11 protein-coding genes are annotated in these 13,604 nt (G+C 32.3%); 7 read left to right on the plus strand and 4 right to left on the minus strand.

Translation table 11 applies throughout. The features are described 5' to 3' along the window. Positions 1 to 61 precede the first annotated feature (61 nt). From ABWP78_RS04585 to ABWP78_RS04595, 3 genes are read left to right on the plus strand one after another with little or no spacing between them, the layout of a single operon-like run. Complete coding sequence (locus tag ABWP78_RS04585; protein WP_353169594.1) at positions 62 to 1,999, plus strand: M1 family metallopeptidase; 1,938 nt, start codon at positions 62 to 64, stop codon at positions 1,997 to 1,999. Beyond that, complete coding sequence (gene rimK / locus ABWP78_RS04590; protein ID WP_353169596.1) at positions 1,989 to 3,347, plus strand: 30S ribosomal protein S6--L-glutamate ligase; 1,359 nt, start codon at positions 1,989 to 1,991, stop codon at positions 3,345 to 3,347. Before ABWP78_RS04585 ends, rimK begins: the two co-directional genes overlap by 11 nt. 3 nt (positions 3,348 to 3,350) lie before the next feature. After that, positions 3,351 to 3,533, plus strand: a complete 183-nt coding sequence (locus ABWP78_RS04595; protein ID WP_353169599.1) for a GldL-related protein — start codon at positions 3,351 to 3,353, stop codon at positions 3,531 to 3,533. A gap of 3 nt (positions 3,534 to 3,536) precedes the next feature. Here the strand turns inward: ABWP78_RS04595 and ABWP78_RS09805 are convergent, their stop codons facing one another. Continuing rightward, on the minus strand, positions 3,537 to 3,704 hold the full coding sequence (locus ABWP78_RS09805; protein ID WP_502905460.1) for a DUF8622 domain-containing protein: 168 nt from the start codon (positions 3,702 to 3,704) through the stop codon (positions 3,537 to 3,539). 12 nt (positions 3,705 to 3,716) lie between these two features. Then, entirely contained in the window at positions 3,717 to 5,204 is a 1,488-nt protein-coding gene (gene hutH / locus ABWP78_RS04600; protein WP_353169601.1) for a histidine ammonia-lyase, read from the minus strand. Between the two features lie 166 nt (positions 5,205 to 5,370). Here hutH and gcvT point away from each other — a divergent pair, with 166 nt between their 5' ends. Beyond that, the gene (gene gcvT, locus ABWP78_RS04605; protein ID WP_353169603.1) at positions 5,371 to 6,453 is read left to right on the plus strand and encodes a glycine cleavage system aminomethyltransferase GcvT; all 1,083 of its coding nucleotides are present in this window, start codon (positions 5,371 to 5,373) and stop codon (positions 6,451 to 6,453) included. A 27-nt stretch (positions 6,454 to 6,480) separates the two neighbouring features. Here the strand turns inward: gcvT and ABWP78_RS04610 are convergent, their stop codons facing one another. Continuing rightward, positions 6,481 to 7,371, minus strand: a complete 891-nt coding sequence (locus ABWP78_RS04610) for a hypothetical protein (protein ID WP_353169605.1) — start codon at positions 7,369 to 7,371, stop codon at positions 6,481 to 6,483. A 51-nt stretch (positions 7,372 to 7,422) separates the two neighbouring features. Here ABWP78_RS04610 and ABWP78_RS04615 point away from each other — a divergent pair, with 51 nt between their 5' ends. Beyond that, positions 7,423 to 7,791, plus strand: a complete 369-nt coding sequence (locus tag ABWP78_RS04615; protein ID WP_353169607.1) for a TM2 domain-containing protein — start codon at positions 7,423 to 7,425, stop codon at positions 7,789 to 7,791. Positions 7,792 to 7,796: 5 nt separating this feature from the next. Then, positions 7,797 to 8,123, plus strand: a complete 327-nt coding sequence (locus ABWP78_RS04620; RefSeq protein WP_353169609.1) for a DUF2752 domain-containing protein — start codon at positions 7,797 to 7,799, stop codon at positions 8,121 to 8,123. A gap of 48 nt (positions 8,124 to 8,171) precedes the next feature. Here the strand turns inward: ABWP78_RS04620 and ABWP78_RS04625 are convergent, their stop codons facing one another. Then, positions 8,172 to 10,721 carry an ATP-dependent Clp protease ATP-binding subunit gene (locus ABWP78_RS04625; RefSeq protein WP_353169610.1) on the minus strand — a complete coding sequence of 850 codons (2,550 nt, stop codon included), beginning with the start codon at positions 10,719 to 10,721 and terminating at the stop codon, positions 8,172 to 8,174. 242 nt (positions 10,722 to 10,963) lie between these two features. Here ABWP78_RS04625 and gyrA point away from each other — a divergent pair, with 242 nt between their 5' ends. Further along, the gene (gene gyrA, locus ABWP78_RS04630; protein WP_353169612.1) at positions 10,964 to 13,558 is read left to right on the plus strand and encodes a DNA gyrase subunit A; all 2,595 of its coding nucleotides are present in this window, start codon (positions 10,964 to 10,966) and stop codon (positions 13,556 to 13,558) included. Positions 13,559 to 13,604 lie beyond the last annotated feature (46 nt).

The raw sequence follows: 13,604 nt of genomic DNA on the forward strand, positions 1-13,604 counted from the left end.
CCACAAAGTGATACGTAGTCGTTTATCTTTGTGGTTATCTCATTTAAGTCAAATAATTATAATGAAAAATACACTTAAACATTTTTTAATTCTTTTAACAGGAATTTCCTTCGCACAAAACAATCCAAATTCAGGATATTGGCAACAACATGTTGATTATAAAATGAATGTGAATATGGATGTGAAAAAATATAAATATAAAGGAACGCAAGAACTAATTTACACAAATAATTCACCTGATACGTTAAAGAAAGTCTTTTTTCATTTGTATTCAAATGCGTTTCAGCCGGGTAGTGCTATGGATATGCGTTTGCAAACCATTACAGATCCAGACAAACGAATGGTTCGTAAATTCACAAAAGACACAAAAGAAATAAAAGAAAGTAGAATTAGTACGTTGAAGCCTAATGAAATTGGGTATTTGTTGGTTTCAAATTGCAAACAAAATGGTGTAGCAGCACAAAGTAGAGTAGTAGGGACTATTTTAGAAGTTACTTTGCCGCAGGCAATTTTACCTAAATCAAATTCAACTTTTTCATTAGATTTTGAAGGACAAGTGCCTTTACAAATTCGTCGTTCTGGTAGAAATTCAGAAGAAAATGTAGCGCTTTCTATGACGCAATGGTATCCTAAAATGGCTGAATATGATTTTGAAGGTTGGCATGCCGACACCTATATAGCAAGAGAATTTCATGGTGTTTGGGGTAACTTTGATGTAAAAATTACTATTGACAAAGACTATACTATTGGAAGTACAGGTTATCTTCAAAATAAAAATGAAATTGGAAAAGGATATGAAGACACAGGAGTTGTGGTTACTTATCCGAAAAAAACATCATCATTAACTTGGCATTTCATAGCACCAAACGTTCATGATTTTGCTTGGGGAGCAGATCCAGAATACATTCATGATAAAATTATGGGTGAAAATGAAACCGAATTACACTTTTTTTATAAAAATAAGAAAGAAAATCTTGAAAATTGGAAAAAAATGCAGCCTAAAACCGCTGAATTATTAGCCTATTTCAATAAAAATGTTGGGCAATATCCGTACAAACAATATTCCGTTATTCAAGGTGGCGATGGTGGTATGGAATATGCCATGTGTACCTTGATAACTGGAAATAGAAGCTATGGCAGTTTGGTGGGTGTAACCGCTCATGAATTTGCACATAGTTGGTTTCAACATATTTTAGCTACTAATGAATCAAAACATTGTTGGATGGATGAAGGTTTTACTTCATATATTTCAAATTTAGCTATGAATGAAATTTTACCACCAAAAGAACCAGAAAGCCCGTTTGCAGATTCTTATAAAAACTATGTTTTTTTAGCCAATTCAGCAAAAGAACAACCTTTAACAACGCATGCGGATAGATACGATTATAACCAATCGTATGGAATCGGTGCATATAGTAAAGGAGAAATCTTTTTAGCACAATTAGGTTACATCATTGGACAAGAAAATTTAGATAAAACGATTAAAAAATATTATTCGGATTATAAATTTACACATCCAACACCAAATGACATCAAGCGAACTGCTGAAAAAGTTTCAGGTGCCAACTTAGATTGGTATTTAAATGAATGGACGCAAACTACTAATACGATTGACTACGCTATTAAGTCTGTAGAAAATAATAAAATCATTTTAGAAAGAAAAGGTAGAATGCCGATGCCTTTAGATGTAATTGTTGAATTTGAAAACGGAACTAAAGAATATTTTTATATTTCAAATACGTTAATGCGATGGGAAAAACCAAATCCGTTTACTTTAAAAAGAAACGTTTTATCAGGTTGGGATTGGGCTATACCGACCTATACAATAGAAATTGACACACAAAAGGGTAATGTGAAAACTGTAATTATTGATCCAAGTGATTTAATGGCAGATGTTAAGAAGGAAGACAATATATTTCAAAAAAATTACGATAAGATATCATATCAAATTAAAAATAATAGTACATTCGATTTTAAATTATTCTCAAATGCAAGATAAAACATTAATTGGTAGTGAAGAATGGTGTTCGTTCCCACAATTAGGAATTCCCGCTATAAAAGCACGAGTAGATTCTGGAGCTAAAACATCTGCATTACATGCAATAAATATTAAAACTTTTGATAAAAATGGAGAAGAATGGTTGAAATTTGATATCAATCCAATACAGAATAATTCAAAATCTATTATTCATTGTGAAGCACAATTAATTGACCAAAGAATTGTAAAAAGTTCCAACGGTACAAGAGAAAAAAGATACGTAATTCGAACAGAAGTAGGATTAGGCATCCATAATTGGCAAGTTGAGGTCACACTTACCAATAGAGATTCTATGGGTTTCAGGATGCTGCTTGGAAGAGAAGCCATGGTAGGAAGATTGATTGTAGATCCCGAAAAAAAGTTTGAATTAGGACAACCAACAACAGAAAATTTAAAAGAATACTATTATAGTGAACCTGAGAAAAAAGGTTTAAAAATTGGATTGTTAGCGAGTAATCCTGACTTATATAGCAACCGAAGAATTATTGAAGCCGGAGAAATGCGTGGACATGAAATGCATTTTTTAAACATCAAATATTGTTACATGAAATTGAGTGCTTCTAATCCAGAAATTCACTATCGCGGCGGTTTGGTTTTAAAAGATTTTGATGCCATAATTCCTCGAATTCGACCAAGTATGACCTATTATGGTTGTGCTTTAACCAGACAATTTGAAGCACTAAAAGTGTATGCTTTAAACAACGCTGCGGCTATCACACAATCAAGAGATAAATTATTTTCACTTCAATTATTATTGAATAATGAAGTAGATATACCCACTACAGGTTTCGCAAATTCACCTTTAGACACCGACGATTTAATAAAAATGGTTGGTGGTTCACCTTTAATTGTGAAATTACTTGAAGGAACACAAGGAAAAGGAGTAGTTTTAGCTGAAACTAAAAAAGCTGCCGAATCCGTTATTAATGCCTTTAAAAGCTTGAATGCTAATATCTTAGTGCAAGAATTTATTAAAGAAGCCAACGGAAAAGATTTACGTTTATTTGTAGTAGACGGAAAAGTAGTAGCTGCCATGCAACGAGAAGCGGCTCCTGGCGAATTTCGAGCCAACATTCATTTAGGTGGAACAGCTTCTATCGTAAAAGTTACTGCTGATGAAAAAAGAATTGCCATAAAAGCAGCCAAAGCGATGAATTTGAAAGTAGCAGGAGTAGATATTATTCGTTCATCTAAAGGACCTTTGTTATTAGAAGTAAATTCATCTCCTGGATTAGAAGGAATTGAAGGCGCCACTCAAAAAGATATTGCTGGTGAAATGATAAAAGCTATCGAAAAAAACATTAAGTAAAATATGCAAAATAATTTCAAAAAACTTTTACTAATTATTATTGCTTGCAGTTTCGTTGTAGCCACAGGTGCCTTATTCAAAATTATGAAATGGCCAGGCGCCACTTTAATTATAAGTTTTGGATTGGTTTTAGAAATTATTTTTGGTGCTGCAATTATGATTTATTTAGTAAAAAACAAGAAGTAAAAACTAGTGTCTAATTCCTTTCCAGGTTCCGCAGTATTTATAATGTTCTAATTTCTGAAATTTTTCGCAACACATTTTACATACAAATATCCAGTTTTTTCCTTTTTCAATTTGCACTCTAAAGAGAATAATATTTTCAATTTTGCACTTTTCGCATAACTTGGATTTCACACTCAATTTTTTTTAAGCTTCCACTTGAAAACTCTTCAAAAACTGAATTGATTTTTGAATATCGTAATGTAATATTCTATCTTCTGTAACTAAAGGCACTTCTTCACGATAGGTTTTAACAAACATTTCAATGAAATCACTGGATTTTAAAGGTCTTCTAAATTCGATAGCTTGTGAAGCATTAAATAATTCAATAGCTAAAATACGTTCCAAATTTTCAATGATTTTTAATGTTTTCGTAGCTGCATTTGCTCCCATACTTACATGATCTTCTTGTCCATTGCTCGATACAATACTATCAATACTTGCGGGAGTTGCTAATTGTTTGTTCTGACTAACAATGCTTGCTGCGGTATATTGCGGAATCATAAATCCGGAATTTAATCCAGGATTACTGACTAAAAATGCAGGTAGTTCTCTTAATCCGGAAATTAATTGGTAGGTTCTTCTTTCCGAAATGCTTCCTAATTCTGCCAAAGCAATTCCTAAATAATCTAAAGCCATCGCTAAAGGTTGTCCGTGAAAATTTCCACCAGAAATAATTTCATCTTCACCTACAAAAATATTTGGATTGTCAGTTACCGAATTAATTTCGGTAGTAAATACTTTTTTTACGTGGTCAATTACATCTTTAGAGGCACCGTGAACTTGCGGAATACATCTAAAAGAATACGGGTCTTGTACGTGTTTTTTTGGTTGGGCAATAATTTCACTATCTTCTAATAATTCTAGCATATGAGCTGCTGTCGTTAATTGCCCATTATGAGGTCGAACTAAATGAATTAATTCATTAAAAGGCTCTTTTCTGCCATCAAATCCTTCTAAAGAAACTACGGAAACAATGTTTGCTAAATGGGCTAATTTATCGGCTTGAATTAAATTGTACACACCATAAGCACTCATAAATTGCGTACCATTTAATAAAGCCAACCCTTCTTTTGATTTTAATGTAATAGGAGATAAGTTCAATTTTTCTAAAACTTTGTGCGCTGGTTGACGGAATCCATCGTAATACACTTCGCCTTCATTTATTAATGGTAAACATAAATGAGCTAAAGGCGATAAATCGCCACTTGCTCCTAAAGAACCTTGTGTGTAAACTACAGGTAAAATTTCATTATTATAAAAATCAATTAATCTATTAACGGTTACTAATTGCACACCTGAATGTCCATAACTCAAAGATTGAATTTTTAATAACAGCATTATTTTCACAATCTCGTGTGGTACTTCGTCACCGGTACCACAAGCATGAGATTTCATTAAGTTTTCTTGAAGTTTGGTTAAATTTTCAGTCGAAATTTTAATATTGTATAACGAACCAAAACCAGTGTTAATTCCGTAAATAGCTTTGTCGTTTGAGGCCATTTTTTCATCTAAATACGTTCTACATCGTTCAATTTTTGAAATAGCTTCTTCTGAAAGGGCTAATTTTTTTCCTTCAAAAATAATTTCTCTAACTTTTTCTATTGTAAGTACTGATGAATCTATATAATGCATTTGATTTTGTTTTAGCTGTCAAAATTCTACAAACAAATTCTAAAATGCAACTATTTTCAGTATTAAAACAATATTTTGTGAATTTCTTACTATTTATGGGTTTTTGGCTTTATTTTTTTAAGAATTTTCAATACATTAGCAACTTTAAATTTTATAAAATCGTACAATGAAAAATACAGCATTAACAGCTATTCACGAAAGTTTAGGAGCAAAAATGGTTCCGTTTGCAGGTTACAATATGCCTGTTCAATATGAAGGAGTAAACGCAGAACACGAAACGGTACGAACTGGAGTTGGGGTTTTTGATGTATCGCACATGGGAGAATTTTTCTTAAAAGGAGAAAATGCATTGGCGTTAATTCAAAAAGTAACATCAAATGATGCTTCTAAGTTAGTAGATGGAAAAGCACAATATTCTTGTTTGCCAAATAATGAAGGTGGAATTGTTGATGATTTAATTGTATACAAAATCGCAGACAATCATTATATGTTGGTGGTAAATGCCTCTAATATTGAAAAAGATTGGAATTGGATTTCATCTCACAATGATTTAGGAGTAGAGATGCAAAATCTTTCGGATGGATATTCTTTGTTAGCCATTCAAGGACCAAAAGCCGCTGAAGCGATGCAAAGTTTAACTTCGATAGATTTACCAAATATGGGATATTACACGTTTCAAATTGGTGAATTTGCAGGAAAACAAGATGTTATTGTTTCTGCTACAGGCTATACGGGTTCTGGTGGATTTGAAATTTATTTTAAAAACGAAGACGCAATTACTATTTGGGCAAAAGTTTTTGAAGCTGGAGCGGCTTTCGGAATTAAACCAATTGGTTTAGCGGCTCGTGATACTTTACGATTAGAAATGGGATTCTGTTTATACGGAAACGACATAAATGATACTACTTCTCCTTTAGAAGCTGGTTTGGGTTGGATTACGAAATTCGAAAAAGAATTTACCAATTCAGAAAACTTGAAACAACAAAAAGAAGCGGGTGTTTCTAAAAAATTAGTTGGTTTTGAAATGATTGATAGAGGCATTCCACGTCATGATTATGAAATTGCAGATGCTAATGGAAATGTAGTAGGAATTGTAACTTCTGGAACACAATCGCCAAGTTTAGGAATTGCAATTGGAATGGGATATGTTCCAACAGCATTAGCAACACCAGAATCTGAGATTTATATTAGAATTAGAAATAAAGATATTAAAGCAAAAGTGGTTAAATTGCCATTTTTGAAGAAATAGACGAATTAATGATTAAAAAAAAACCTGCTAATTAGCAGGTTTTTTTACGATTGTTATGGATGCTTCTTCATCTTTATTCAAAGTGGCTAATAATTCAAAACTTCTATTTTTATCGTGAAGTTCTAATTTTGCGGTATTAGGTTTTATTTTTCCTTCGTTTACAGCTACAATTTTAAAAACATCGTTTTTACCAATTAAAGTGATATTTATAGTTTTCTTTTTGTTAGTTACTGAATATTCAGATAAAATTAATTTATTATTGTGATATACGTTTATAATATCGCCATCTTCTTGTCCGTTATCCCAAATATCTAATTTTAAAACACTAGATTCCCAAAACACATTTAAATTTTGATCTTTGCTTAATTTATTAATTTTTAAGCTATCAATAAGTTTAATTGGGTTGGATTCGCTCTTAGTTTTAGCATCTATTTTTTTAGAACCTTGTAATTTTTTATTTACTTTATTTACTAAATTATAAATTTTATTACTACCAATTAAAGACATTGTTCCATCAATACATTTGGTTTTATTATTAAATAAACCTTTGAAAGCACCTTCTAATTTACTTGTATTTTCAACTAATTTTACTTTTCCTGAAAAATTTACAAAACAAAACGAATTTTCATCAAATTTTGATTTTGTATATAATATTTCTTTCTCTTGAAATGAAAATTGCTTTTTAGATTTGTCATAAGAACCACTAATTACATTCTTAGTTTCGTGTGCTCCATCTAAATCAGTAACGGAATAACCACTAATTTTACCGTTTTGTTCAGTAAAAACTAATCGGTATGTGATGATGGTTTTATCGTTTCCATTTAATTTTAATGCACCGTAGAATTCGTAATTTACTTGGGAATAACTAGTTAAGTAAAATAGTGGAAAAAAAATTGAAAAAAATTTTATGTTTTTCATTGCAGATTGAGTTAAATTATTATTTTTGTGTAAATCTAAAACATTTTTTTTATGAAAATCAAATTATTTTTATCAGCTTTAATGCTGATGGTTGGAACGTTAACGGCTACTTATGCATCGTTCCCAGTTCAAAGAACTACCTCTAACAACACAAACACAACTGTAGTTGTTGAAAACCAAGAAGACGAATTATCTTCTCCTGCAATTGCTGGTGACGGAAAAAGTCAAATTATTGCTTTAGTACTTGTTGCTTTAGTAGGTGGATTAGGAATTCACAGATTTTATTTAGGATACACTTGGCAAGGTGTTGTTCAATTGCTTACAGCTGGTGGTTGTGGTGTTTGGGCATTAATTGACCTAGTTAGAATCATTACAGGTGATTTACAACCTAAAAATGGTGGTTATTCTAAAACACTATAATAAAAATGTTTCGTAAATTATTTTTTTACACTTCTAATATAGTTACAATTGTAGCTCCTATTGTGTTATTGTTTTTACCAGCAACTTTTTTCGATAAAGGAGAAAGTGTTTGTTTATCTGTACAACTTGCGAATATGCAATGTTATGCATGTGGTATGACAAAAGCGGTAATTCATTTCATTCATTTTGATTTTGAGGGTGCCTGGGAGTTTAATAAACTTTCATTTATTGTAGTGCCTATGTTAGTTCCAATGTGGATTAAATCAATTTACGACATTCAGGGTAAAAAAATGCCTGGAATTATAGGAAGATTATCTTATGCTAATAAATAATAATATAATTAATTATTAATATAAAGTAAAGTTTTAAAAAAAAACCTGCTAATTAGCAGGTTTTTTTGTTTTCTCTATAGTTACAATTAATTCTTGTGAAGCGTCTTCTAAATCCATGAAAATTTCATCGCCTTCATGAATTTTAGAGGTGATAATTTCTTCTGCAAGTGCATCTTCAACATATTTCTGGATGGCTCTTTTTAATGGTCGTGCTCCAAATTGTTTGTCAAATCCTTTTTCGGCAATAAAATCTTTAGCTTTTTCAGAAATGGTAAACGTATATCCTAAATCTTTAATACGTAAAATAAGTTTTTCCATTTCAATATCGATGATTTTATCAATATCATGTTTTTCTAAACTATTAAATACAATTACATCATCAATTCGGTTTAAGAATTCGGGTGCAAATGCTTTTTTCAGGGCGTTTTCAATTACCGATTTGTTGTAATCATCTGCTTGAGCTGTTTTTGCAGCCGTTCCAAAACCAACACCTTGTCCAAAGTCTTTTAATTGACGGGCACCAATATTGGAAGTCATGATAATTATGGTATTTCTAAAATCGATTTTTCTACCCAAACTATCTGTTAAAAAACCATCGTCTAATACTTGTAACATCATGTTAAAAACATCTGGATGTGCTTTTTCTATTTCGTCTAGTAATACAACAGCGTAAGGTTTTCTTCTAATTTTTTCAGTTAATTGGCCGCCTTCTTCGTAGCCAACATATCCTGGAGGTGCACCAACTAAACGTGAAATTGCGAATTTTTCCATATATTCACTCATGTCGATACGAATTAGCGCCTCTTCAGAATCAAATAATTCTTTAGCTAACACTTTAGCCAATTGCGTTTTTCCCACGCCTGTAGAGCCTAAAAATATAAAGGAACCAATTGGTTTGTTAGGATCTTTTAAACCCGCTCGGTTTCTTTGAATAGATTTGGCTATTTTTTGTACGGCTTCGTCTTGACCAATTACTTTTCCTTTAATCAGTTCAGGTAATTTAGCCAGTTTGTTACTTTCTGTTTGTGCAATTCTGTTTACAGGTATGCCTGTCATCATAGAAACCACGTCTGCAACATTGTCTTCGGTTACTTCTACACGATTTAATTTTGAATCCTGTTCCCATTTTTCTTGTGCAATGGCTAAATCTTTTTCAATTTTCTTTTCATCGTCGCGTAATTTTGCCGCTTCTTCAAATTTTTGTTTTTTAACCACTGTGTTTTTTAATTCGCGAACTTCTTCTAATTGTTTTTCCAGTTCTAAAATTTGTTTTGGGACTTCAATATTAGTAATGTGCACACGAGAACCTGCCTCATCTAAAGCATCGATAGCTTTATCTGGTAAAAAACGGTCGGTCATGTATCTACTAGTAAGTTTTACACAGGCTTCAATAGCTTCCGGTGTATAGGTAACATTATGATGGTCTTCGTATTTTCCCTTAATATTATTCAAAATCAGGATGGTTTCATCCACAGTTGTTGGCTCTACAATTACTTTCTGAAAGCGTCTTTCCAAAGCGCCATCTTTCTCAATATACTGTCTATATTCATCTAAAGTGGTAGCACCCACACATTGTATTTCTCCTCTTGCTAAAGCGGGTTTAAACATATTACTGGCATCAAGCGAACCTGTAGCACCACCTGCTCCAACAATAGTATGAATTTCATCTATAAATAAAATAATATCATCGTTTTTTTCCAGCTCATTCATAACCGCTTTCATGCGTTCTTCAAATTGACCGCGATATTTTGTTCCAGCAACTAAAGACGCTAAATCTAAGGTTACTACTCGCTTATTAAATAATATACGAGATACTTTTTTCTTAACAATCATTATCGCCAAACCTTCAGCAATAGCGGATTTTCCAACACCGGGTTCTCCAATTAAAAGCGGGTTGTTCTTCTTTCTTCGACTCAAAATTTGCGATACGCGTTCAATTTCTTTTTCTCGTCCCACAACGGGGTCTAGTTTTCCGTCTTCTGCCATTTCAGTTAAATCTCTTCCGAAATTATCTAATACAGGCGTTTTCGACTTTTTAGTCGTTTTGCTACCACTATTACTTGGTGGAGTTGGAGTGCTATCTTTAAAATTATCTTCGCCAGAATCGTCAAAACTTTCTGCTCTTGGCGAATTTTTTAAAATCTCGTCATTTTCACTATTGTTTAGGCTCATATATATATCTTTTACATTGTCATAATTTATTTTCAGCTTGTTTAACAACTTAGTTGTAGGGTCGTTTTCATTTTTTAGCATACACAACAACAACAAAGCCGTGCTAATTGAAGTGGTATTGAAAACTTTAGCTTCTAAAAACGTGTATTTTAATGCTCTTTCTGCTTGACGCGTTAGGTGCAAGTTTTTTTTATCGTTATTTGATATTCCGTTTGGGTTTGCCGGACTTAAAATTTCTACTTTTTTTCTTAGTAAATCAAAGTTAATATTTAAAAAATTCAAAATATCAATTGCACTACCATTTCCATCTCGTAACATACCTAAAATTAAGTGCTCAGTACCAATAAAATCGTGGCCCAAACGTAAGGCTTCTTCTTTACTGAATTGTATAACATCTTTAACTCTTGGCGAAAAATTATCTTCCATAAAACACGTAAACTTTTTTAAAAATGACCATAATAATCTGAATTTTCAACAATTATTATGCATACTGCTAATTGACAAAAAAAAATCGAGAAATAAAAGTAAATTAACTTTTTATTTATTAATATTTTCTTCAATTATTGTTGATAAGTATTTTGATTTTCTTGTAAATTTTATGGTTAAAAAATGCAAAAAATCGTATATTGGCACGTTAAAAAAAATCAGTAAAAATTAAATGAAAACCTATGACTGACGGAGAAAAGTTAATACCTATTAATATTGAAGATGAAATGAAGTCAGCCTACATCGATTATTCGATGTCGGTTATTGTATCAAGAGCATTGCCAGATGTAAGAGACGGCTTAAAACCAGTTCACAGAAGAGTATTATTTGGTATGTATGAATTAGGCGTTTTTTCTAATAGAGCACATAAAAAATCCGCGAGAATTGTTGGAGAAGTGTTGGGTAAATACCACCCACACGGTGATACTTCAGTATATGACGCTATGGTTCGTATGGCGCAAGAATGGAGTTTACGTTATTTAATGGTAGATGGGCAAGGTAACTTTGGTTCGGTTGATGGAGATAGTCCTGCAGCAATGCGTTATACCGAAGCCAGAATGCGAAAAATATCTGAAGAAATGTTAGCAGATATTGATAAAGAAACCGTTGACTTCCAGTTGAATTTTGATGATACTTTAGAAGAACCTAAAGTGTTGCCTACAAAAGTACCAACGCTTTTAATAAACGGTGCTTCAGGTATTGCAGTAGGTATGGCTACGAATATGGCACCACACAATTTATCAGAAGTAATTGACGGAACGTTAGCTTACATTGATAACAGCGAAATTGAAATTGATGAATTAATAAAATATATAAAAGCACCCGATTTTCCTACCGGAGGGACTATTTATGGTTACGAAGGGGTAAAAGAAGCTTTTAAAACTGGTAGAGGTCGTATTGTAATGCGAGCGAAAACAATGTTTGAAGAAGTAAATGGTAAAGAATCGATTATTGTAACTGAAATTCCATATCAAGTTAACAAAGCCGACATGATTAAGAAAACGGCTGATTTGGTTAATGATAAAAAAATAGAAGGTATTTCTACTATTAGAGATGAATCGGATAGAACAGGTATGCGAATTGTTTATGAATTAAGACGTGATGCGGTTCCAAACGTGGTGTTAAATACGCTTTATAAATTCACACAACTACAATCGTCTTTCAGTGTTAATAATATTGCATTGGTTAAAGGAAGACCACAAATGTTAAATTTAAAAGATTTAATTCATTATTTCGTGGAACACCGTCATGAAGTAGTGGTAAGACGTGCCCAATACGATTTAAGAAAAGCAGAAGAAAGAGCGCATATTTTAGAAGGTTTAATTATTGCATCAGATAATATTGATGAGGTTATTAAAATTATTAGAGGTTCAAAAGATGGAGAAGAAGCAAGAGCCAGATTAATTGAACGGTTTAATTTATCGGAATTACAATCTAGAGCAATTGTTGAAATGAGACTACGTCAACTGACTGGTTTAGAGCAAGATAAGTTAAGAGGTGAATACGATGAAATCATGAAATTAATTACTAGCTTGAAAGAATTATTAGCTAGTAAAGAATTAAGAATGCAAGTCATTAAAGATGAGTTAGCTGAAATCAAAGAAAAATACGGAGATGCTCGTCGTTCGTTAATTGAGTATTCTGGAGGTGATGTAAGTATTGAGGATTTAATTGCCGATGAAAATGTAGTAGTTACTATTTCGCACGCAGGTTACATCAAACGTACTTCATTATCAGAATACAAAACTCAAAATAGAGGAGGAGTAGGTCAAAAATCTGCAGGAACTAGAGATCAAGATTTCTTAGAGCATTTATTTGTAGCTACAAATCACCAATATTTATTATTCTTTACTCAAAAAGGAAAATGTTTCTGGATGCGTGTATACGAAATTCCTGAAGGAACAAAAGCAAGTAAAGGAAGAGCAATTCAAAACATCATTAATATTGAACCAGACGATAAAGTTGCTGCATATATTTGTACACAAGACCTAAAAGACCAAGATTATATTAAGAGTCATAACTTAATTATGGTAACCAAGAAAGGTCAAGTGAAGAAAACATCTTTAGAGAAGTATTCAAAACCACGTGTTAACGGAGTTGCTGCAATTACTATTAAAGAAGGCGATGAATTATTGGGAGCAAAATTAACTAATGGTGAAAGTCAAGTTTTAATTGCTGGAAAATCTGGTAAAATGGTTCGTTTTGAAGAAGCTAAAACCCGCCCAATGGGAAGAACGGCTTCTGGAGTTAGAGGAATTACTTTAAAAGATCAAGCTGACGAAGTAATTGGAATTGTAACGGTTAATAAAGACGATATTAATGACACACAAATTTTAGTTGTAACTGAAAATGGATATGGAAAACGTACTAAATTAGTTGATGACGACGGTGAAGATGTGTACCGAATTACAAATCGTGGTGGTAAAGGTGTGAAAACATTAAATATTACTGAAAAAACAGGTTCGTTAATTGCAATTAATAACGTAACAGATGATGATGATTTAATGATTATCAATAAATCAGGTTTAACGATTCGTATGATGGTTTCTGACCTTCGAGTTATGGGAAGAGCAACTCAAGGTGTTCGACTAATCAACATCAAAGGAAACGATTCTATCGCAGCGGTAACAAAAGTGTTACGTGAAGATGAAGAAGTAGTGGAATTGGATGAAGATGGAAACCCGATAGAAGTATTGGAAGCTGAAACTTCTGACGAGGAAACACCAGAAAATAATGATTCAGATGTTGAAACAGACAACAACGAAGAATTGGAATAATTTTAAGCCCAATTCGTTGGGCTTTTTTTAACTTAAAAACTAACGA

It is taken from the genome of Flavobacterium sp. (assembly GCF_040402955.1).
In the GTDB taxonomy this organism is placed as follows: Bacteria; Bacteroidota; Bacteroidia; order Flavobacteriales; family Flavobacteriaceae; genus Flavobacterium.